Source organism: Trichothermofontia sp. (genome assembly GCF_053493415.1).
Map to the genome: position 1 here is coordinate 1 of NZ_JBRCAD010000004.1, position 22820 is coordinate 22820.

Here is a 22820-nt window from a genome sequence, read left to right on the forward strand (position 1 = left end):
TCCAAATACAACCCCCCCGGACGCACGCCCACCCCCATCACCAATGCCTGCGCCAAAACCGGCACATGGGAAAAAATCATACCGCACTTCCCTTCGTAATCCTTCGTGTCTTCGTGGTTCCCACCCGCGCCCATCGGCGTCAGCCAAAATCCCGCGATCGCCAACCCCATTCTTCCAGGGGACCGTCTATTCCCTATAATGTTAGACACAATTGTTAAGCACAATTTACTAACCCTCAGCCTCACCCCCCAGCCAGACCTGGCAAAGTGAACGCTGAACCAGACCCACCCAAACGATCGCCAACGGCAAGGGATAGCCACCGATGACACGGATTGAGACCAGAACCGAACCCATGATCCTCAACATGGGTCCCCACCATCCCTCCATGCACGGGGTATTGCGGTTGATTGTCACCCTGGATGGGGAAAACGTGATTGACTGTGAACCCGTCCTGGGTTACCTGCATCGAGGCATGGAAAAGATTGCCGAAAGCCGCACGAATGTCATGTACGTCCCCTACGTCAGCCGTTGGGACTACGCAGCGGGGATGTTCAACGAGGCGATTACCGTCAACGCACCGGAAAAACTAGCCAATATCCCGGTCCCCAAACGGGCCAGCTACATCCGGGTGATCATGCTGGAACTCAACCGGATTGCGAACCACCTGCTCTGGTTGGGTCCCTTCTTAGCGGATGTTGGTGCCCAAACCCCCTTCTTCTACATTTTCCGCGAACGGGAACTCATCTATGACCTTTGGGAAGCGGCAACCGGGTCCCGGCTGGTGAATAATAACTATTTCCGCATTGGTGGGGTCGCCGCCGATTTGCCCTATGGCTGGATCGACAAGTGTCAAGATTTTTGCGATTACTTCCTGCCGATCGTGGATGAGTACGAAAAGCTGATCACGAATAACCCCATCTTCCGGCGTCGGGTGGAGGGGATTGGCGTCATCACCCGCGAGGAAGCCATCAACTGGTCGCTGTCGGGTCCCATGTTGCGGGCGTCTGGCGTTCAGTGGGATTTGCGCAAGGTGGATCACTACGAGTGCTATGACGATTTCGACTGGGAAGTCCATTGGGAAACTGCCGGGGATTGCCTCGCCCGTTACCTGGTCCGAATTCGGGAAATGCGCGAGTCAGTTAAGATTCTGCGGCAGGCCCTTGCTCAAATCCCTGGCGGCCCCTACGAAAACCTGGAAGCCAAGCGGATGTTGGCTGGCGGTAAAAAGTCAGAATGGGACGACTTTGACTACCAATATATTGGCAAGAAAGTTGCGCCCACCTTTAAGATCCCGGCGGGTGAACACTATGTTCGCATTGAGAGCGGTAAGGGCGAACTGGGGATTTTCATTATGGGGAATGATTCCGTTTTTCCCTGGCGCTGGAAGATTCGCGCCGCCGATTTCAATAACCTGCAAATCCTACCCCAGTTACTCCGGGGGATGAAGGTGGCGGATATTGTGGCCATTCTGGGGAGTATCGACGTGATTATGGGATCGGTCGATCGCTAACCCGCTGCTTGGCCGAAGTTGGGAGGTCAGCGATCGATTTTCTAACGTTGCTTTAGCCGGCAACGACTAGGGTTGTTGCGACTAACGAGGGATCATGGCGACTGGGGGCAACTACGCCCCAAGGGTTACGGTTTGCCCCAATGTGGCTAGCAAGACGGCTGCCTAAAGTGGAGAAGTAGCCCAATGTCATCCAGAGTCTACGGGCGTTCACCGCGCCACCCCTAACAGGAGTTGTCCTATGATCCGTACTTACTATCGCCAACCCTACCCCTATACCCGCCCGCAACCGCGCCAACGCTATCAACCGCGTTACGAAGTGCAAGTTTCGCCCCGTTGGGTTGATCAGTTTGGGCGCGACATCCAAACACCACCGCTCGCAGAACAACCAGCGCAACCCAGCTCGCCAACCTCCGCAGCGGCGGTAACGGCATGGCAACCCGCGATCGCGGTCACAGAAACCCCAACCCAATTCACGCTCCAGATCGAATTGCCAGGGGTGCCTGGGGCAGACATTAACCTGGAGGCGACGCAAACCACCCTCAGGATTTATGGTGAACGTCGTCGCCCGGAAACAGCGGGGCAGGGCCGGTCGGAATTCCGCTATGGTCCCTTTGCCCGGACGTTGCAATTTGGTGTGGCGATCGATCCCCACGGCATTACCAGCGATCGCCAAGCCGGAATCGTAACCCTCCAGATCCCCAAGTTAGCGGCCCAACCGCCCAAAACGGTGAAGGTCGCGATCGCATCAGCCCCCCCGGCTAGGGAAGAACTGGCCCCGTCTGCCGCCAACCCCGATCCCGCTCCGGTGGCCGATGCCCCCCCAGCCGTGATTGCCCTACCCGGTCCCAAAACGCCCGAAATCGAAGCAGATCCCTGGGCGGCGAGTGCTTAAAGGGCTGCGATTTCCCGTAACCGCAATCCCCAGGTACGGTAAACCCCCCTTCATCTTCGGGGTAAAGGCCAATCAATATAAGTCAAGGCCATTTCTTAAGTGCAGTGGCAAGCGGCAAGTGAGGTGGGCCACACAACCCCACCCCCAAATAACGACGAGTCACTAACCACTGACCATCAACCACTAAGAAGCCGCCTCACTGCGGTTACGACCGACTGGTTACGCTATCCAACGGTATCCCAAACGCAAAAACAGAAAATTTTCAGCTTGAATGGAGTCAGAGCAAGACTATGGCAAAAGTTGTTGGAATCGACCTCGGAACGACAAACTCGTGCGTTGCCGTGATGGAAGGGGGTAAACCGACGGTCATCGCAAACGCAGAAGGCTTTCGGACCACCCCCTCTGTAGTGGCCTATGCCAAAAATGGCGATCGCCTTGTGGGCCAAATCGCCAAACGCCAAGCGGTGATGAACCCGCAAAATACCTTCTATTCCGTCAAACGCTTCATTGGCCGCAAGTTTGATGAAGTCACCCATGAAACGACCGAAGTTTCCTACAAGGTCCTGAATGTCAACGGCAACGTCAAACTCGATTGCCCCGCCGCTGGCAAGCAGTTTGCACCGGAGGAAATTTCTGCTCAAGTCCTGCGCAAACTTAAGGAAGATGCCAGCAAGTACATCGGCGAAGAGGTGACCCAGGCGGTTATTACGGTTCCCGCCTACTTCAACGATTCTCAACGGCAAGCCACCAAGGACGCCGGTCGGATTGCCGGGTTAGAAGTACTGCGGATCATCAATGAACCAACGGCAGCGGCCCTCGCCTACGGGTTGGAGAATAAGGCCAACGAAACCATCCTGGTCTTTGACTTGGGGGGGGGAACCTTCGACGTGTCCATCCTGGAAGTGGATGATGGCTTCTTTGAAGTGAAGTCCACCAGTGGCGACACCCACCTCGGCGGGGACGACTTTGATAAGAAGATCGTGGATCACCTGGCCGAAACCTTCATGGCCAATGAGGGTATCGACCTGCGCAAGGACAAGCAAGCCCTGCAACGGCTGACGGAAGCGGCGGAAAAGGCCAAGATTGAACTTTCCAGCGTCACCCAAGCCGACATTAACCTGCCCTTTATTACGGCTACCCCTGACGGTCCCAAGCACCTGGAAATGACCCTGACGCGGGCCAAGTTTGAGGAATTGTGTTCCGACTTGATCGATCGCTGCCGGGTGCCGGTGGAAAACTCCCTGCGGGATGCGGGTCTGACCAAGAACGATATCGATGAGGTTGTCCTCGTTGGGGGGTCCACCCGGATTCCGGCCATCCAAGAATTGGTGAAGCGGATTCTCGACAAAGATCCCAACCAAAGTGTGAACCCGGATGAAGTCGTGGCCGTAGGGGCTGCCGTCCAAGGTGGGGTGCTGGCTGGAGAAGTCAAGGACATCCTGCTCCTCGATGTCACGCCCCTGTCTCTGGGGGTAGAAACCCTTGGTGGGGTCATGACCAAGATCATCACCCGCAACACCACGATCCCGACCAAGAAGGCCGAAACCTTCTCCACTGCTGTTGATGGGCAGAGCAACGTGGAAATCCATGTCTTGCAAGGGGAACGGGAACTGGCGAAGGATAACAAGAGCCTGGGGACCTTCCGTCTGGATGGCATTCCGCCCGCACCCCGTGGCGTACCGCAAATTGAGGTCACCTTCGACATCGACGCTAACGGGATTCTCAATGTTACCGCCCGCGACAAGGGCACTGGTAAGGAGCAGTCGATCAGCATCACGGGGGCTTCGACCCTACCGCAGGATGAGGTCGAACGGATGGTGAAGGAGGCTGAAGCCAATGCCAACACCGATCGTGAACGGCGCGAAAAAATCGACCTTAAGAACCAAGCCGACTCCTTGGCATACCAGGCCAAGAAGCAGTTGCAAGAGCTGGGCGACAAGGTCCCCGCTGCCGACAAGACCAAGCTGGATGGCCTGATCAAAGATCTAGAAGAAGCCAGCAGCAAGGAAGATTACGATCGCATCAAGACCCTGACGACGGAACTGCAAGAAGCGTTATACAGCGTCGGCAGCAGCATCTATCAGCAAGCGGGTGGCGGTGAAGCCGGTCCCCCTCCGCCTGGGGGTAGTGGTGGAGCCAGCAGCGGTGGCAGCAGCGGCAGTGCCGATGATGATGTGATTGATGCGGAGTTCTCGGAAACTAAGTAGAACGACGTTAACAACTGATTTGGACAATTGATTGAAATCCCCTGTCCCCATCCCTAGAAACCGCTAGTGGGTGGGGATTTTTTGGGCTCCCCTATCTACCCAGTAATCTTGCTAAGATCCGGTTGATGCTAACGCTTGAGATGTAAAGGCATAACTTATGGGCCAACGTTGCCAAGTCTTGTGGTATTCAGTCGGGTTGGCGGGGTTGAGTGCCGTCGCGAGTTTGAGTGCGGGTCCCATCTGGGCGGCGCAGATGGGGGAGGGGTATGCCGTTCCCACGCTGACGACACCGAGTTCTGCCAGTCCCGCTCCCACTCCTGAAGCGATGGAGCAAGCCCAAGCCCTCAACGATCGCGGGGTTACCGCAGCCCGACGGGGAGCGCTGGGGGAGGCGATCGCCCTGTTCCAGGAAGCGATCGCCCTGTTTCCAGCCTATGAGAATGCCCACAATAACTTGGGGATTGCCTTGGGGCGGCAGGGACGTTTCGCGGAAGCGGAAGCTATTTTCCGACAAGCACTGGCGATCGATGCCCGTAATTTTGAAACCCATAATAACCTGGGGATTGCGTTGGCTAGTCAGGGTAAGTATGCTCCAGCGGCAGCCGCTTTTCGACAGGCGATCGCGTTGAATCCCACCGATCCGGAAGCCTACCAACACTTGGGCCTGGCGTTAGCCTATCAAGGGAAAGTCCCAGAGGCGATCGGACAACTGGAAAAGGCTAAGCAACTATACAGTGTGCTGGGGGACGTGGCGGAAGCTCAACGGATTGATCGGATTTTGCAGCGGGCGCGATCGGCGGCCCGATCGCAGTAGCAACGATCGGCTAGCCAGCGCAAAAAAGGCGTTAAGAAAGTGCGATCGCGGTTTTAACCGCAACTACCAACCTTAGCGTTTAGCTGTCCCGGACATTATTTTAAGTTTGTAGTAACGACTTTAGTCGTCTTCTAAAGCAGTCCTTATCGTAAACGCAACATTGGACCTATGACATTGAGTATTGGCGACCCGGCTCCTGATTTTGCGCTCCCCGATGCAACCGGGAAGATAGTACGTTTGGCTGATTTTCGGGGACAAACAGTGGTGGTGTATTTTTATCCCCGTGATAACACCTCTGGTTGTACCAAGGAAGCCTGTGGTTTTCGGGATGCCTATCCGGAGTTCCAAGGTCGGGAGGTGGTGGTCCTGGGGATCAGCACGGATGATGCCAAGGCCCATCAAAAGTTCATTAATAAATATCAGTTGCCGTTCCCGTTATTGTGTGATGAGGGGGGAAAGGTGGCGACGGCCTATGGGAGTTATGGGCTGAAAAAGTTCATGGGTAAGGAATATATGGGAGTGTTCCGGCATACGTTTGTGATTGCGCCGGATGGCACGATCGCGCAGATTTATCGCAAGGTCAAACCCGACACCCATGCAACCGAAGTTTTGCAGGGATTGGTAGACGCTTAGCGCATTGATTACTGGGAAGATCCGCGATCGCACGGGAAGGAGGTGGGGAAATGGCAAATTTACAAATACGGTTGCCGACGGATAGTTGGGTGGTGGCGTCTTGGGAGGAATATTTACAGGCGATCGCTAATCCGGCCTATGCCACGGCGCGGGGCTATTACTATCGCGGACACATGAGGCTAGAGATGTCACCAGTGAGTTTTGATCATGGCCAGGATCATGTGGTGATTATTTTTGCAGTGAATTTGTTTGCGGCCTTACGGGGGGTGGCGGTGACAGGATTAGATACGGTGACGTTGCGTAAGCCGGGGGGTGGGGACTGTCAGCCGGATGTGTCGTATTATTTGGGCGATCGGGCGCGGGTAATTCCGAGGGGGACGGGGATTATTAATTTAGAGCAATATCCTGCTCCAGATCTGGTGATTGAGGTGGCGAAGGCTTCGTTATTGGATGACCTGGGTACAAAGCGATCGCTCTATGAAGAATTGGGGGTGGCTGAGTATTGGGTAGTGGATGTGAATAATGCGCAGTTGATGGCCTATGCAATGCGCGATCGTGGGAGTCATCGAATTCAAGTTTCCCAGGTATTACCGGGATTGGAGTTGGCGATTTTGGCGGCGGCGTTGCGCCGGAGTCGGGAAACGGATCAATCGCAGGTTGGGGCTTGGCTGCTGACACAGTTTCAAACACTGGGAAACTAATTAAGGCTCCTAAGTCCATGATTTATTGAGGTAACGATGATGCCTACTTATGAAGAAGTGTTGAGTCTTGCTAAACGTCTATCTAGGGACGATCGCGCTCGATTACTGACGGCGCTAGCGGCGATGATGGCCAATCCTCCGTCATCAGAGTTACAGGCTGTGGTCGTGGAAGGGACTGATGAGGTTGTGTCGGCGGCGGAAATTGCTGAGAGTGAGGCGGCGCTGCAAGATTATTATGCTGGGCGCGATCGCGGTATCACGGCGACAGCATTGAAGCAACAGCTATTTGGGGGCGATGGTGGCTGATTGGCAGTAGGTTGTTTTGAAGTCTGCCCAAATATGAGAAGCGATCGCGATGGGATATTAGCTTGATGGTAATGTTTACACGGCGGAGATTAGAGGAATGGTGAATTTACAAACGCGGTTACCGACGGATAGTTGGGTGGCGGCCTCTTGGGAGGAATATTTACAGGCGATCGCTGATCCGGCCTATGTTACGGCGCGGGGATATTACTATCACGGACACATGAGGCTGGAGATGTCACCGGTAGGTCATGATCATGCTGCTGACGATGGGACCCTTTCCCTAGGTGTGAATCTGTTTGGAATTGTCAGGGGTATCCCGCTCAAAATTTTGCCAAACTGTAGCTATCGCAAAGCGGGGGTTGGTGAGTGTCAACCGGATGTGTCTTATTACATTGGCGATCGCGCACAACTGATTCCACGCGGCACAACGATTATTGATTTGCATCGCTTCCCGGCTCCGGATCTGGTAATTGAGGTGTCGGCAACAACACTGTTAGATGATCTGGGTACGAAGCGATCGCTCTATGAAGAATTGGGGGTGGCTGAGTATTGGGTAGTGGATGTGAATAATGCGCAGTTGATGGCCTATGCAATGCGCGATCGTGGGAGTCACCGGATTCAAGTTTCCCAGGTATTACCGGGATTGGAGTTGGCGATTTTGGAGGAAGCGTTACGCCGGAGTTGGGAAACGGATCAATCGCAGGTTGGGGCTTGGCTGCTAACGCAATTTCAAACCCCTTAAGTCAGGCAGGTTACAATTGAGCCAAGGCTAATCTCACCAGGAGGTCAGTTACACAGCGTATGAATCTTGAAGCACGTTTACAGGGGAAACGGGCAGAAATTCTGAACCTGGCGGCCAAATATGGTGCTTACAATGTGCGTATCTTTGGTTCTGTGGCACGGGGAGAAGCTGATTCAAATAGCGATGTTGACTTTTTGGTGGAAATGGAGGTGGGGCGTAGTTTGCTGGATTTGGGTGGGCTATTGATGGAATTGCAGAGTTTGCTAGGCTGTCGGGTGGATATTGTAACTGAGAAAGGCTTACGTCAGCGAATTCGCGATCGCGTTCTGAAGGAAGCGATTCCCCTATGAGAAGCGATCGCGAGAAGTCACAGGATATTTTGGAAGCGATTGACCGCATTGATCGCTATGCTGTTCAGGGTCGGCAGGCTTTTGAGGAAAGTGAGTTGATTCAAGCCTGGTTTACTCAAAATCTTCAGGTTATTGGTGAAGCCTCTCGTGCGCTTTCTTCAGATTTGAGGGATCGAAATCCAGAAATTCCGTGGATACAAATCATTGGTATGAGAAACATCCTGACCCACAATTACTTTGAGGTTGATTTAGATATTGTTTGGGCGGTTATCGAGCAGGATCTACAGGATCTGAGACACAAGATAGAAAATATGCTGAAGTCCATGCCACCCGCTGACTGAATCTACAGATATCCCCTTAGCCTCTAACAGGGGTAACGATTATGTCTACTTATGAAGAAGTGTTGAGCCTTGCTAAATGTTTAGCTAGGGACGATCGATCACGATTACTGGCGACGCTAACGGCAATGATGGTCCATCCTCTGTCATCAGAGTGACAGGCTATGGCGGTGGAAGGAACTGGTATCCGACAACAGCCTTGAAGCAATAGCTATTTGGGGGCAAGGGTGACTGATTGGCAACAGGTTGTTTTGCCGCCTCGGTACGGTGACGCGACTGGGCAGGGGATCTAAGTAAGGCAGGTTAAAATTGAGCCAAGGCTCATCCCATCAGGAGGTCAGGCGTGGCAATGTCATCCCCTAAGGTTGCTGATATGACGGTTGCGGATCTGAAGGCGTTGATTCGGCAGGTAGTGCGGGAGGAACTTCGGGGGCAGCAGTCCCCGCCCGCGATCATCGATGTGGATAAGCTCCGAGAAACTATGGCTTCGATCGATCGTCACCGCTGGACCCCACCACCCGGAACGCCCACCGCTAGCCAACGGATCATTGAGGAGCGGGAGCAATGGCGGCAAGGTATGTAGTGGATGCGAGTGTGTTGGGGCATTATCTTGATGTCGATGTTTACACAACAGAGGCTAACTATTTAATCTCTGGCTTAGCGCGTGGGGATTTTCTGTATATTCCAGAATTTTGTTTGTTGGAATGTGCCAATATTCTCTGGAAGCATGTCCGTTTTGATGGATTACCGCAGACCGATGCAGAGATGATACTCACAGATTTTTTGGATCTGCCTTTCCAGATTTTTCCTGCACATGTGCTGCTATCCCATGCTCTAGAAATTGGCCTGAGATATCAACTGACGGTCTATGATTCTTTTTATGTCTCCCTTGCGCTCGACTTGAATTGTCCGCTGGTTACTGTGGATGCTCGTCAAGCACAAGCAGCCTCGGCGAGTGGTGTTACCCTCAAACCTATCACTGACTTTACCCCTTCCTAGTTTTGAATTTTGCATTCTGAATTTTGAATTGAATTTTTATGACTAATGACGAATTACAGCAATTAATTGAAAAAGCTGCTCAGGAAGATGCAACTAGCCTAGATCTTTCCTGGAAGAGATTGACCGAACTGCCAGAATCAATCGGCAAATTGACACAGCTAAAAAAGTTGAACCTAAGTGGCAATCAATTAAGTATACTTCCAGAATCGATTGGTTGTCTAAGCAATTTGGAGATACTAAGCCTCAATCAAAATCCACTATCTGAACTACCAACATCTATTGGGCAATTGAATAATCTTATAGAACTTGAACTTTGGCAGAACAAACTAAGGAAATTACCTGAATCAATAGGTAATCTTGCTAACCTCTGCACACTTCACTTAAGTCATTTCCATGTCAGTGATGAATACTGGTTTCTAATCAGCAAATTAAGAAACCTAAAAATTCTCTATTTATGGCAGAATTCACTAACTAAAATTTCAAAAGAAATTGCTCTACTTAATCAACTTAAAAAGTTATATATTGGCTATAATGAAATAAAAATATTGGCAGAAGAAATAGGCGAATTATCTCACCTATCTTATCTTGGTCTTAACAATAATCACGTGACGAGTTTGCCAGAATCAATCAGCCAACTCACTCAACTGAACACGCTTGATCTCAGCAACAACCAACTGAGCAGTTTGCCAGAGCCGATCGGTCAACTCACCCAACTCACCACACTTAACCTCAGTGGCAACCAACTGACGAGTTTACCAGAATCGATCGGTCAACTCACCCAACTAACCACACTTGACCTTAGCCATAACCAACTGACGAGTTTACCAGAGTCGATCGGTCGTTTAACTAAATTGACTCAGTTTAACCTTTTTGGTAATACCCTGACGACACTACCACCAGAAATTCGATGGAAAGACGGTCTAGAGATTCTAAGGTTCTATCAACAACGATGGGAACAATCCATTGATAGGCTCTATGAAGCCAAACTCTTAATCATCGGTGAAGCAGGTGCAGGCAAAACTTCCCTAGCCAAGAAAATTGAAGATGAAACCTACGAACTCCAACCCGATGAAACCTCTACCGATGGCATCGACATTATCCAATATCGCTTTCCCCTAGACAATGGCAAAGAATTTCGCGTTAATATTTGGGACTTTGGCGGTCAGCAGATTTACCACGAAACCCATCAATTCTTCCTCACCAAACGCTCCCTCTATGCCCTCGTTGCCGATGCTCGCAAAGAAGATACCGACTTTTACTACTGGCTCAAAATCGTCGAACTCCTCAGTGACAATAGCCCCCTCTTGATTATCAAAAACGAAAAACAAAACATCCCCCTTAGCATCGACGAACGGCAACTCCGAGGCGAATTTACCAACCTCAAAGAAACCCTCGCCACTAACCTCGCCACCAATCGCGGCCTCCCCGAAATCCTCACCCAAATCAAACACTACATCACTCACCTCCCCCACGTCGGCGACGAACTCCCCAGAACCTGGGTCAAAGTCCGGGAAGTCCTCGAACAAGACCCGCGCAACCATATCCCCGTCGAAATCTTCCTGCAGATTTGCCAAGACAACGGCTTCACCCGCAACGAAGACAAACTCCAACTCAGCAGCTACCTCCACGACCTCGGCGTCTGCCTCCACTTCCAAGCCGACGACCTCCTCGCCAAAACCGTCATCCTCAAACCCACCTGGGGCACCGATGCCGTCTACAAAGTCCTGCGCAACCCCCAAGTCAACCAAAACCGGGGCAAATTCACCCGCGCCGACCTCGCCACCATCTGGCAAGACGAAAAATACGCCCCCATGCACCGCGAACTCCTGCGCCTGATGATGAACTTCAAACTCTGCTACGAAATCCCCGGCCAACCCGGCACCTACATCGCCCCCCAACTCCTCAGCCCCGAATCCCCCGACTACGATTGGGACGATCGCCAAAACCTACTCCTGCGCTACGAATACGAATTCATGCCCAAAGGCATCCTCACCCGCTTCATCGTCGAAATGCACCGCTGGATCGAGCAACAAACCCTCGTCTGGAAAACCGGCGTTGTCCTTGCTAAAGACGGAGCCAGAGCCGAAGTTACCGAACGCTACCGCTACCACAAAGGCGAAATCCGCATCCGAGTTTCCGGCTACCGCCAACGCGACCTCCTCACCACCGTCCGCCACGAACTCGACAAAATCCACGCCACCTACGAACGCCTCAAATACAACACCCTCGTCCCCTGCAACTGCAACACCTGCAAAGGTAGCCAAGAACCGTTCTTCTATGAATTGAAGGATCTTTATGAGTTTATGGATAACCAACAAGATCAGATTCAATGTCGGAGAAAGCCTTTCAAAATGGTGAGTGTGAGGAGCTTAATTGACGATGCCACTCTTCCAATCAACTGCTCAGATCCCCATCAAAGCGATCGCGCTCGTAGCTCTCACTACCATACCCACTTCCATGAATCTGTAGGTATTGTGAATATTGAGGGGACCACCACCGGACAGCAAACTGGTATTGATTCGAGCGATCGTGAACCGTGTGATTGACCCCAACGCCATCCCCGACCACCCCCGCCGTGCCGCCGCCTATGACTGCTTCCGCATTCTCCCCAACCAGCGAATTCGTTACTATGGCACCTATAAAGCTGCCAAACTCCCTGGCAAAACCGCAGGTGCCCGCCTCGTCGTCGAAGTCGATTTCACCGGCACCGTCCGCCGCACCTGGTACGAAAGCTATGACCACCAAAACCGCGTTATCCGTATTCACCCCAAAACCCCCCAAGACCTCGGCCACATCGAAATCGACCCCCTAACCGGCAAGGAAACCGAACGATGGTAGATACTCAAACCCGCCTCACCCCCACTGCATCACTGCAATCCAGCCTTGTGCAACACTTGCAGCAAGTGATCACCCATCAACTCACCAGCCAAACCCTTGTCCAGTGGGCCGAAACCCTCCATTGGCAACTCCTAGAAGGTGCCCATAAAACCGATCAAACCCCAGCCACCCAAGCCCTACGCGAAATCTTGTCCGATATCCTCTTGCAATGGGAATGTCTACAAGCTCACCACCACGAAACCAGCCGAACTTATTCGCCGCCCCTTGAATTTCCCAGCCAATGGCTCACTGCTTGGCTCCAGCAAATCCAATCAATCCAGGTAACCCCCATGTCAACCATTAACTTCAACAATTCTGTCGGTATTGCTAACGTTAATAGCACCCTTCATGGCGATCAAATTGGCATCCAAAATAACCAGACGGTTAATCCTGAACTACAAGCCGTCCTCAACGATATCCAAACCCTGATCACCCAACTGCAAACCCAATATCCCACCGTTAACACCGAAACTGAAGCCCTCGCCATTATCGACGCCGAATTCACCGAAATCCGCCAAACTCCCACCCACAAACTCGCCACCCTCCGCCAGCAAATTCTGAATCCAGAACGCCACCTCCAAGCCCTAAAAGCAGTCCTCAATGAAATCGTCAACTATTATCTTGAAGAAAACATCTGGGGAAAAGCCGCGATCGTCTACCTCGATAAAATGAGTGAAGATCCCAAGCAAGGAGCCTGAATTAGGAAAACCTCCGTGAACCCCCTGCTTAGACCCAGCATTCAAGCTCTAGATACCGTGCTCCTCACTCGCGACTTCCCAGATCAAGGACTCCACCAAGGTGATCTGGGTGCTGTTGTTTACTCTTATCCCCACGGTGCAGCCTTTAATGGATTAGCTATAGTAATTCCAGGTGACTTATAAGTATGGGGTAGGCATAACGATGGTACACATCCGCGCCCTGCACGACGACGGGGGTGTTGGGGGCAAATTGGGAAAGGGACGCGATAAGTTCGTGACCTGTCATGGTGCGTTGCTGAATCGGTATTCCATATTAGCGGGTAGTTTTAAGGGTTCACTCAGTCCTTCAAAGGTGTAGAAATCACCTAGCATCTGCACGTTACGAATTAGGCTGACGGGGGGCATATTGATGGTGTCATAGCTCAACACTTGATTAGTGAACATCACATCCAATGGATTGAGTGGGTAAGGCCATAAGAATATCTGTGCAGAATTACGCTTGGGTTTAGGCAATTCCTTGATTTTGATCTCTGCCTTACTCATCCATTTCCCTAGCCGAATCCAACGAGGAAAAGAGAGGGGATTTTTAGAAATGGCAAAAAATTCAAACTGACTTTCAGGGGCAATTTCCTTGGCACGGCCAAAACTAGGGATGTTCTTCTGGGTTTTCTGCATTTCAACGTGATAGCGGTTGTCAGCATACTTCCAGGTATTCAAGACTGTCGCATGACGGACAGCCCTAGCTGGTGTGACATAAATCCCCTGCTGATTGAGAGGAGTAAGGTGCGCCTCATACTGCGGTACCTGCTCTGGGCAGAAGTAGCGGTAGGTGTTGTCTTCTGAGACGGTAGTGGCATATTTTTCGCTATCTACCAGACCTAGGGCATAGCAAAGAGCATAGTTATGCAGCACAGGTTCCGTCTCGTAGAGCCGTCCGATCTCCCGCGTAGCGAAGTAAAGACTGTCGTGCAATTCTAACGTAGCGCGATAAATATGGGGCATGGCTATGACCTCGCGCTAGCCGTCTTCTTCTTGCCAATGTGCTTCTCTGCGTAAGCCTTGGCCTCATCATCAGCCTGTTTCAAGATAGAACGAATGCCTGTCTCGCTTGCTGTTAGAACTTTCACCTCAGTCAGCAGCGATTGGAAGTCATCACCAATCAAATCAGTATGCACAATAAACTCCTCAGCCATGAGAGATTGAATCGCAGTAGTTGCTGCTTGCAGCACATCATTCTCATCTAAAGGATCAGGAGCCTTGAGAGTACCATTCGTTTGCATTTGGTCGTAGATTGCCTGAGTCCAACGCAGGTTGCTGACAATTTCACCATCCGCAAACACGACACCGATTAATTCATTCCGGACTCGACCCGTGCGCGTCGTCTGTGCCCCATAGTGGCGTGTCCTCAGGATATTATTGAAGACATAGAGGAAGCTGGCTTCAGTAGGATCTTTGAGAGTGATAATACTGGGGAAGAAAACCTGTGGTCGAATGTGATCCTGCTGATTAATACGACTGGTAACTTCACCGGGTTTTGAGCCTTTTTCTCCTTTGGATGCCATCGTACCGTTCTCAAAGGGGGCATTAAGCGTAAAAGTTTCGTGAGATTCATCAAAAGCAGTAATGGAAAAAGCGGTATCAACAACCACTTTCGACTTTTCAGATCCAGAATCGCCGATCGCAAACCCATAGATAATGCAGTCAGGGTTATCCATGCCGAACTCAACGTTGTATTCACACTCATCCGGCTTGACAAAACCGTAGGTCCGCAGCAGTTCTCGCCCCACTAGGCGTTCAGGAGTAGACTGCTTCCGTTTGAACATGGCAAGGCGGCTGATAGTGCTCCTGTCTGTTACGCCTGCCCGTACTCTGGCTTTGTTGAGTTCGCTATCGGTTTGGAACAGTGGGTACGACTCAGTGACGCGCACCGTCAAAAAGTGGGCGTACTTGCCCATTGGTTTGTAGGGGATTTCCGTGTGGAAGAATTTAGCATCAACGGATTTTAGCAGAGCCATTTTGATCTCCTTGTGGTAGTTAAAAGGGTAGTCAAGTAGAAGGGAAAAGATTTACTGATGACTATTCAGTCTCATCCTGGAGAACTTCGCCTTGGACTTTGAGTTCTTGGTTCTCCTTGTCTTGTTCTAGACGATAGAGAAACTCGCAGGTATCACGAATGAGATTAAGTTGACGACCCGCTAGGCGAGCACGATCGCCCGCAAAAGCTTTCTCAAAAACGTCAATGACAAAATAGCGGGCAAAGTCTAGAACAAGTTGGCGTTCCTTCTCGCGATCGCTGATCACCCAACGCCCTTCAGCCGTAGATGCATGAACCCGATCCATCAGCTTAAAGACCGCAGCCGCAACCACCGTCACTAGGGCCTCATCATGGAACATACTGGTTTCAGCATTGAGAATCGTATCAGCAGCAATATCAATGGGCTTGAGAACCGCATTTGCTTTAGGGTTGTAGCGCTTGTTAGCCCGGTAGAATTGCCGATAGAGATCAGTCAACTTTTTCGGGTGGTTGATCGGTGAGTTGGGAGTCAAAGTCCATTCCTCCTGGTCAAATTGATAGGTAGCATAGGGATCAAAACAGGGATAAAAGTGATAGGCGTAAAGTCTAATTTTTTGAGGGCTAGGTGCGTCAACTTTCTGTCCTCGACTCCACTTGGCGAGATAGGAAAAAACATACAGTGGGCTAGTCTCAAGATCTTTTGCCAATTCCGTGAAACGCCCCCAGTTAGCGTCATAGCCGCCTTTTCCCTGTTTGGCATGGACATCCATGTGAATAGCATAGGCCGCAGTTAGCGTATTTAACGGTGCAGGGTGCTTGATGCCGCTCTCATCCGTCCAACCCTCGAGAATAGTGTCTAACCGAAAGCGATCTTGCCCAACCAATGTGCGGAAGGCATGGGGCGCACTATCGAGAAAGACACTTTCCTCAAATTCGGCCCCATCCGTAAAGGGTGGAATGGGTGATTCCGAGACAACAGTCTTCACATCCAAAATCATTGGAAAGGCAAAGGCTAACCAACTAGGCATTACCCAAGATTCCGTATCTGTACTATCCCGGCCTGGGGGTAGCGCCATAAAATAGAAAGTTAAGGGCTTGTTGTTGGGATAGGAAAGCTTGAAGGTGCGATCGCGTCTAAAGTTGGGGTCATCTTCCGGCAGTTGCTTATGCTGGGCCAAGGCTTCATCCATGAGAAAGGCATCGACAGTTTGATACTGTTCACGACTGAAATCTGCCTCTAGTTGTTTATTGATGAAGTGGTTACGGATGCTGGTATCAAAGCGAGTTTGGGCGATAGTACTGTAGGCTCGCTGTAGAAATGAGTTGGTTTCTGGGGTGAAGTAGTAGGTTGGATAGAAATAGAGATAGCGATATTTACCATCTTCAAAGCGCTTACCAACAGCTTGAGTTTGATTCATCAAAATTTGCCGCAGCATCATCTCAATACCCGCAATACTAGAGATATTACGTTTGGCATTAGAACCCCCTAGATGTTGCTTGTTGGTATAGACCTGTGGGGTGAACAGCACAGCCGATTCCATCTGCTCACTGACGGAATAGGGTGAGTGGGAAATGGAGCAAATCATCTGCCGTCCTCGTCCTGGTTTCTTGGCAGCATTGTAGTAGCTCAGTTCTTTCAAAAAGACTTCAACTTGCTCAGCAGTCGAGAGTTCCTGCACTTGCCCTGGCAGCATAATAACTTTACTAACCCAATCCCGGACATCCCCCCAGCCATCGGGGAGTTCATACTGGGCTATAACAGGTTGCGTAAGCTGCGTAACGTAGGTAATAACCTCACGACAGATATCATGCAAATCCTCAATGCCAGGATTTTGGGCTAGAAACTTAGCGGCAAGAAAATACCACTCGTAGGGAACGCCGCCAGTGTTGCCCTTGAGCTTAAGTTCCTTAAGCTTTTCGTTAATCCCTTGGATCTCGCGGATCTGCGGTAAATAGTCAGAGAGGTCCCAAAACTCAGCTACTTTGTGAATGATATTGTCAGGCAATAAAGCCTCAGGGATAGGTGGCAATTCAGGTAAACTCTTCTTCCTTTTACGCTCTTTAGCTCCCTCTTTGATTAGCTCTTCTAGTTGATTAAAGCGTTCACCCCAGATTTTGCGGCTTATAAGATCTCCAAATTCTGCTAGTTGGTCAATGCGAATATCGTCATTGAAGGTAAAGTCGTAGCCAGCAGACAATACTCCCCGTTGCTGAAAGGCAACTAGATTTTCACTACGTTTACTGGCAACTGATCCCTTATTCGAGTTGAGGATGCGTAAGGTTGCACTCAAAGCCACACTCATTAAGCTAGAGTCATCAAAGAATAGGTTGTAATAGTCGGCATATTTCATCCCTTTGCCGTCACGACCAAACCCAGTTTGCCGGAGACGTAGTTGCCCTGAACATAGATCCTTAATACTAGCCACTACGCGATCGGGCAGGGTATTGGTGCTGACAACTGGTGCGTCACGCTGGGCTAAGTAAATTACACCTGTGGGCAAATACAACAGCGGGGTATATTGCTCTTGAGCAGTAGTATTTAGACTGGTATGAGCATCCATCAAAGCGTTGTTGAGCACATTTGTCAGCACCCCCCGATTTTCGGAAATAGCATGATAGGTAAATCGTAGTTGTCCATCGCTGAGACCGTGAATAATGTCATTGAGGCCAGGGTTCTCGGCATCTTGAGGGTGCTTGATGATCGAGGCAAGACGATCGGCGAGACAAGTAAGATCTGAAAGGCAGCGCAGGGTACGATCGCGCAAAACAGGATTGAGGCTCTCTTCACTGAGATTAAGATTTGTGTCATTGCGTCGTTGGGCGTTGTAGGCCAAAAATAGTAGATCATCAAGGTACTGCCCCCAATCCTCTGGTCGATCGCGACAGATAAAGATGTCTAGATCTAAAGCCTGGACAAGGACGGTAATGATTGCTCGATGCTCTGCGATCGGGCGTTTACGAATATCCTGTGAGCGATCGCGTCGGATAGCCCGAAAAGCCTCTGGCATCTTGGGAAGCAGATCGTAGTCAAATTTCTCAAAGTCATGCAGAATAAAGCCTGCGATCAGAAGACGACGTTCTTGCTCTCTGACTAAACGTTTAACAGTTGTATCGAGATGCTGCAACCGTCGCTCGATGAGGTTGGCAGGAAAGAGTCCATTCAACAGGTGCGTATTGAGCGATTGATCAGCAGCGTTATCGCGGCGAATCGGTTCCTTGCCCTCAGCAATTCGCTTAGGGTTAACCACGCGATCGAGATATTCCGCAAAGAATTTACCGCCTTTAGCCGTTACCCCGATCGTGTATTTCAGCAGATTAGGCAAGACTGTTTCGGCAAAGTCCTGCATCACGCTATCATCAGGATTCTGGACTTGAACTGCTTCTCGCAGCAGTTTGAGCGTTAGTAGTCCCCGTGTAGCAGGTTCTACAGTTCTATTACCATCTTCATCAAAGCCATAGTCATCATCTAGAAAATCAAAATCATCATCAGCATTATTTGACATGGACTTCTCCTAGATATTTTGAGTAACATCAGTTGACACAGCTAATTATAAAATCGGTCATATCTGCATCGGAATATTTCAATTTTGGTTAGGAGGACGAATCCTTACTCGTTTTAGTTCAGCAGTAATTATGGCACCTGATATTAATTCATTACCATAGAGTTCAAGTACACGCAAAGAGACTGCTATTTGCTGCCGACCATTAAGCCCAACTAGCCGAACAATACCACAGTGAGGAATTCCTTTAACAATCGCTAGTTCGCCAAAATCTTTATCAAGGGTAATAAAAGTACGAGCCTCTCGATGGGCAGTTGCTAAGATGCTGACATCTCCGGGATCGGTCTCCCAGTCACCAACCCAAACGACGTCATAGCCAGCAACTTTTAGTGCAGAACTTACCCCACCCCAGACGCAGGTATCTAGGAGAATTCTCACTGTGCTGTCTCCACAAGTAGTGGTTCGATCCGCTCATGGGCAACTAACCGATAGGCATAGGCAAGACAAGCTAAAATGTCTTCCCGCTCCAGCCAGGGATAACCTTCTAAAAGGGTTTCGATCGTATCCCCGGCTGCCAACATCCCTAAAACATGCTCAACCGCAAGACGACGCCCCCGGATGATGGGTTTGCCGTTAAAAATCTGCGGGTTAGTGGTAATACGCTTCAGTAGCTCTTGATCATTCATGATAGGTGTCTCCGTAAACAATTTATCTCGTGGGCTAGGTTAGGGTGCTTGCTTTGCGGGAGATGCTTTAGTAGTCGCAGCGTGGACTGCCCTCTAGAGAGTAAGGATTTTCCATGAATTCCAATTCTGTGCTACGCCCCACGCTATATCTCAATGCTGCGATGATGGACTCCATTGATGAGACGCGGTCTTCTAAGCTCGCATGCTTCTGCTCAACTTCCCGAATTCGCTTGTCTTGAAAACTGTTGCGGGTCCTTTCAGCCTCAATCAGGTCGATAAAACTGCGCAGTAAGTCGAGGTCTAGGTTGGGTTGCCGCATGGTCTGATCCTCTTGTGCATCTTTGATCAGGATTCTAGCACATCCTTTTTAGTATGTCATGACCATTGCAAAAATCTGTTGGCTGTCTGATATGCTGATCTCTAGCAGGGGAGGCGCTAGCGCGAACAGCACAAAGCCTTGATATAAAAGCCCTCCTAGGGATTGAAACATGACTTACTAAGTGCCGAGTCGGTTCCTCCCCTGCCCAATACTTTATGCCACCCATAGCTCACCTCCCTCCTGCCGGAATCGGTGGGCGAGGGTGTCGATCAGCAGGGCTGACTGGCCGAAAGCCACCGAGTAGGGCGCGTTGGCGTCGTGCAGACTGTGGAGATCACTGATGGGGTAAATCTGGAAGTGCATCGGTAGCTGCAACCGCAGACGGACCTCTCGCACTGGTTTCCGCAGCACATAGCCCACCACCGCCTGAGACTGGAGACGACGATTAATGGAACCTACCCAGGGATTGTCAGGTTGCCAAACCTGTAGCCCCACTAACACCTGCACCTTATAAGCATCCGCGATCGGTTGCAGGTCACCAGGGTAGGTAAACCTCCAGTTCAGCCGCTCTTCGCGGTAGCTTCTTAGCTTCATGAAACCCAGGCAGTACTCAAAGCGCCCCTTAGGAATAGGTTGCCCCGTGCGGGTAGCTGTTTCCTTAAGCATTCCTAGAAATGCCGCCTTACTCCACATTTCAATGTCCAGGTTACTGAGGATACCCGGAAGGTCATAGGTTTTGAAACGATCGCCCGCGTTTGGCTCAGTCAAATCGTATAACCCACATTGCAGAGGACTCGATCCCCGAAAGCTCGTCGCCTCATCCGCGATCGGATTGCCCTTTTTACCGGAAAGGCGTTGCCAATCAGCAGCCCAACCGCCAATCCGCCCACCCACCTGCCTCAGGCTAACGCCAAAGACCTGCTCACAGGCATCATGGAAGTTTTGCAAAGAGCTGGCATATTGCTGTTGCAGATTAGGGTGCCGCAGTTGTTTAGCGAGGTAAACCGACTGGACACTTCCCCAACGTTTGTAATACCCTTCAAAGTCATTAATCCGTCGATATTTCTCTTGAACAAGGGTTTGGAAATGGATACGATCGCACACATCTCCATCGGCTAAAACCGCTTCTTCCCCAGCAAACAATCGCTCAACAAAGAAGTTGGGGACTAGAGCGTAGGCTTGAAAACAATCAAACAGGATATCCTGCCCATCTTGTTTATAGCCACTGTGGCGACCCAATCGCCCTAAGCGCTGGATAAAGTTACCCGCATCTGACGACTCAAAGATCAGGAAATTGATCTTAAAATCAACCCCTACATCGATCGTACTGGTACCAATGACCAAATCAGCCGCTAGCGATTCGGCTTTTTCCTGACTACCTGATAAACCCGTATTTTCTCGCACCGTTAGCCCTTGCTGAGCAAAGAGATTCCTAAAAAGTGGGATTAGCCGTTTCACCGCTGCGATCGAGTTGAGAATGATGGCCCCCTTACTCCCAGGATGCAATAGAAACTGATTGAGGATCGATTCCTGGTTCTCCTTCAGCCAAGTTTCAGAAGCCTTACTCGCTGGCTCCAGTGGCACAAAGGTTAAGTCGATCGCATGGGTTACTTGCCGCCAGTGGGCAGCCGCTAAGGTCTTGCTTTCTGCGGATGTATCGGGAAACTGGTACTTACCCTCATCAATAGGATCGATAAACCGGCATCGAAAGCCAGCCTGATTCAAACGCTGGCGAAGTGTACCACTGGGAGTTGCCGATAAAAAGAGGAACTTCTTCTGGCGATTTGTCGATCGCATCAGTAACATCGTGTTCAGTACACTTGCAATTTGGGGAGCAGCAAAAATATGAAACTCGTCAAAAATAAACAGATCAAAATCTTTATCAATTCGATTCCAGAGTTTATCGGGATTATCCTTAGACGTTAAATAAGCACCTCGATGCAGGTAATGAAAGATATCTGGGTTAGTGATCAGGACTTCCGACTGGCCAGAACGAGACGCGATCGCACTTGCCTTCCGTAAGCCCTCGTTCTCAACATAAATCTCTAACTCAGGCCCACTCAATTGGTTAACCCGTGGTGTATTGGCTGGTTGAAATTGGTGAATGTAGTCCTGTACCTGATTCTCCTGGTCACGCGCTAGGGCATTAGTTGGGTAGAGCGCGATCACATAGCATTCTCCCTGTAAAACATCTAAATACGCAGCCAAACTCTTACCATCCCCCGTCATCGCTGAATTGAACACCACATCAATATTGGGATCACGTAGTGCCTTCAGAGTCTCAAGCTGATGCCAAGATAATTGCCAACCCTCCGGCAAATGGATTCCAGGAGGAACCTCAATCGCAGGGCAAGAGTAGACGGGTTTCAGATGAATTGAATGCATAGATTTTCCCGTTAAAAAAGCCTTACTCGCACCTAGCCCAACAGTTGATCAACTGTAAACGGCACATCCGGAAACGCCTGGAACGCGATCGCTTCCCCTTGGCAAAAAATTTGTACCCGTTGATAGCCTGCTGCACAGGGTTCCCGATAGACATGCACCGCCCCCATCGTTAGATCCACTACCCACACCTCCGGGATCTCCCCCTGGGCATAGAGCGGCATTCGCACTGATCGATCAAACGCGATCGTCGTATCCGCCACCTCGACCAACGCCCACACATCCGCTGCTTGAGGATAGCCCCCCGTATAAAAATCCGATCGCCACCGCAGTATCGCCAAATCCGGCTGCGGTAATGAATCTAACCCCAATTGGATCGGACCTTGCACCCGCACGGTGACCCACTCCGCCAACATCTGTACAAATAATTCCGCCAAACGATTGACACAGCTTGTATGAACAGGCCCCACCGGAGCCATTACGAGCACTTCCCCCTGGAATAATTCAACCCGATCGCGATCGGTCAGAATTCCCACCTCAATCATCCGTTCATATTGCTCGACTGTGAATTTTTTGCGCAAAGTCAACCCCAGCCTAGTGAGTGACTGAGGGAGCCTAACATCCCACCAGCCATTGGCTTGAGTCAATGGCCAGTCCCTCACTACGGCAAAAAAGACGATCAATTAAGTGCACGTATCTTGTGGTTAAGCACAGAAGTGTTGAAAGTTAGGTTAAGCGATGGAAAAAAAGGACAGAATGCAGTATTCTGTCCTCTAACAAATAAAAAATGATGTTCTATGATAGCCTCATTCCCGAAGCTTGTCAAATTGATCTTGAAGCAGCTTTGTCCGC

At 50.5% G+C, this 22820-nt stretch carries 24 protein-coding genes; 16 read left to right on the plus strand and 8 right to left on the minus strand.

Translation table 11 applies throughout. From position 1 onward, the window contains the following. Nucleotides 1–322 precede the first annotated feature (322 nt). From ACWIUF_RS00425 to ACWIUF_RS00500, 16 genes are all read left to right on the plus strand, one after another. Entirely contained in the window at nt 323–1510 is a 1188-nt protein-coding gene (locus ACWIUF_RS00425) for an NAD(P)H-quinone oxidoreductase subunit H (protein ID WP_448570188.1), read from the plus strand. A 238-nt stretch (nt 1511–1748) separates the two neighbouring features. Continuing rightward, nucleotides 1749–2402: an Hsp20/alpha crystallin family protein gene (locus tag ACWIUF_RS00430; protein ID WP_448570190.1), complete on the plus strand. Its 654-nt coding sequence runs from the start codon at nt 1749–1751 to the stop codon at nt 2400–2402. A gap of 290 nt (nt 2403–2692) precedes the next feature. Further along, the gene (dnaK, locus tag ACWIUF_RS00435) at nt 2693–4609 is read left to right on the plus strand and encodes a molecular chaperone DnaK (RefSeq protein WP_448570191.1); all 1917 of its coding nucleotides are present in this window, start codon (nt 2693–2695) and stop codon (nt 4607–4609) included. Nucleotides 4610–4766: 157 nt separating this feature from the next. Further along, nucleotides 4767–5423, plus strand: coding sequence for a tetratricopeptide repeat protein (locus ACWIUF_RS00440; RefSeq protein WP_448570192.1), 657 nt, complete (start codon nt 4767–4769; stop codon nt 5421–5423). Between the two features lie 168 nt (nt 5424–5591). Further along, nucleotides 5592–6056 carry a thioredoxin-dependent thiol peroxidase gene (gene bcp, locus ACWIUF_RS00445; protein ID WP_448570194.1) on the plus strand — a complete coding sequence of 155 codons (465 nt, stop codon included), beginning with the start codon at nt 5592–5594 and terminating at the stop codon, nt 6054–6056. A 50-nt stretch (nt 6057–6106) separates the two neighbouring features. Continuing rightward, nucleotides 6107–6757 (plus strand): Uma2 family endonuclease, encoded by a 651-nt coding sequence (locus tag ACWIUF_RS00450; RefSeq protein ID WP_448570195.1) that lies wholly within the window; start codon nt 6107–6109, stop codon nt 6755–6757. 36 nt (nt 6758–6793) lie between these two features. Then, on the plus strand, nt 6794–7063 hold the full coding sequence (locus ACWIUF_RS00455; RefSeq protein WP_448570197.1) for a hypothetical protein: 270 nt from the start codon (nt 6794–6796) through the stop codon (nt 7061–7063). Nucleotides 7064–7160: 97 nt separating this feature from the next. Then, the gene (locus tag ACWIUF_RS00460; RefSeq protein WP_448570198.1) at nt 7161–7805 is read left to right on the plus strand and encodes a Uma2 family endonuclease; all 645 of its coding nucleotides are present in this window, start codon (nt 7161–7163) and stop codon (nt 7803–7805) included. Nucleotides 7806–7864: 59 nt separating this feature from the next. Next, complete coding sequence (locus ACWIUF_RS00465; protein ID WP_448570200.1) at nt 7865–8155, plus strand: nucleotidyltransferase family protein; 291 nt, start codon at nt 7865–7867, stop codon at nt 8153–8155. Continuing rightward, nucleotides 8152–8496: a HepT-like ribonuclease domain-containing protein gene (locus tag ACWIUF_RS00470; protein WP_448570202.1), complete on the plus strand. Its 345-nt coding sequence runs from the start codon at nt 8152–8154 to the stop codon at nt 8494–8496. Before ACWIUF_RS00465 ends, ACWIUF_RS00470 begins: the two co-directional genes overlap by 4 nt. Nucleotides 8497–8842: 346 nt before the next feature. Continuing rightward, complete coding sequence (locus tag ACWIUF_RS00475; protein WP_448570204.1) at nt 8843–9076, plus strand: hypothetical protein; 234 nt, start codon at nt 8843–8845, stop codon at nt 9074–9076. Next, entirely contained in the window at nt 9058–9492 is a 435-nt protein-coding gene (locus ACWIUF_RS00480) for a type II toxin-antitoxin system VapC family toxin (RefSeq protein ID WP_448570206.1), read from the plus strand. The genes ACWIUF_RS00475 and ACWIUF_RS00480 overlap by 19 nt, the downstream gene beginning before the upstream one ends. Before the next feature lie 38 nt (nt 9493–9530). Further along, the gene (locus ACWIUF_RS00485; protein WP_448570208.1) at nt 9531–12038 is read left to right on the plus strand and encodes a COR domain-containing protein; all 2508 of its coding nucleotides are present in this window, start codon (nt 9531–9533) and stop codon (nt 12036–12038) included. Then, the gene (locus ACWIUF_RS00490) at nt 12022–12330 is read left to right on the plus strand and encodes a hypothetical protein (RefSeq protein WP_448570209.1); all 309 of its coding nucleotides are present in this window, start codon (nt 12022–12024) and stop codon (nt 12328–12330) included. Before ACWIUF_RS00485 ends, ACWIUF_RS00490 begins: the two co-directional genes overlap by 17 nt. Further along, nucleotides 12324–13067, plus strand: a complete 744-nt coding sequence (locus ACWIUF_RS00495) for a hypothetical protein (protein ID WP_448570210.1) — start codon at nt 12324–12326, stop codon at nt 13065–13067. Before ACWIUF_RS00490 ends, ACWIUF_RS00495 begins: the two co-directional genes overlap by 7 nt. A 57-nt stretch (nt 13068–13124) precedes the next feature. After that, the gene (locus ACWIUF_RS00500; protein ID WP_448570219.1) at nt 13125–13250 is read left to right on the plus strand and encodes a hypothetical protein; all 126 of its coding nucleotides are present in this window, start codon (nt 13125–13127) and stop codon (nt 13248–13250) included. A gap of 99 nt (nt 13251–13349) precedes the next feature. On the opposite strand, the gene cas5d is transcribed toward ACWIUF_RS00500, so the two are convergent. The 8 genes from cas5d to ACWIUF_RS00540 all read right to left on the minus strand — a co-directional run bounded on the left by cas5d (nt 13350) and on the right by ACWIUF_RS00540 (nt 22549). Then, a complete protein-coding gene (gene cas5d, locus ACWIUF_RS00505) occupies nt 13350–14069 on the minus strand; it encodes a type I-D CRISPR-associated protein Cas5/Csc1 (RefSeq protein ID WP_448570211.1) in 720 nt (239 codons plus the stop codon). 2 nt (nt 14070–14071) lie between these two features. Further along, nucleotides 14072–15082, minus strand: coding sequence for a type I-D CRISPR-associated protein Cas7/Csc2 (gene cas7d / locus ACWIUF_RS00510; RefSeq protein ID WP_448570212.1), 1011 nt, complete (start codon nt 15080–15082; stop codon nt 14072–14074). A gap of 61 nt (nt 15083–15143) precedes the next feature. Further along, nucleotides 15144–18584, minus strand: a complete 3441-nt coding sequence (gene cas10d, locus ACWIUF_RS00515; RefSeq protein WP_448570213.1) for a type I-D CRISPR-associated protein Cas10d/Csc3 — start codon at nt 18582–18584, stop codon at nt 15144–15146. 78 nt (nt 18585–18662) lie between these two features. Then, entirely contained in the window at nt 18663–19019 is a 357-nt protein-coding gene (locus ACWIUF_RS00520) for a DUF5615 family PIN-like protein (RefSeq protein WP_448570214.1), read from the minus strand. Continuing rightward, nucleotides 19016–19267 (minus strand): DUF433 domain-containing protein, encoded by a 252-nt coding sequence (locus ACWIUF_RS00525; RefSeq protein ID WP_448570215.1) that lies wholly within the window; start codon nt 19265–19267, stop codon nt 19016–19018. Before ACWIUF_RS00525 ends, ACWIUF_RS00520 begins: the two co-directional genes overlap by 4 nt. Nucleotides 19268–19334: 67 nt before the next feature. Further along, the gene (locus ACWIUF_RS00530) at nt 19335–19586 is read right to left on the minus strand and encodes a hypothetical protein (RefSeq protein ID WP_448570216.1); all 252 of its coding nucleotides are present in this window, start codon (nt 19584–19586) and stop codon (nt 19335–19337) included. A gap of 213 nt (nt 19587–19799) precedes the next feature. Next, nucleotides 19800–21971 (minus strand): type I-D CRISPR-associated helicase Cas3', encoded by a 2172-nt coding sequence (cas3, locus tag ACWIUF_RS00535; protein WP_448570217.1) that lies wholly within the window; start codon nt 21969–21971, stop codon nt 19800–19802. Nucleotides 21972–22003: 32 nt separating this feature from the next. Further along, entirely contained in the window at nt 22004–22549 is a 546-nt protein-coding gene (locus ACWIUF_RS00540) for a Uma2 family endonuclease (protein ID WP_448570218.1), read from the minus strand. Nucleotides 22550–22820: the final 271 nt, after the last annotated feature.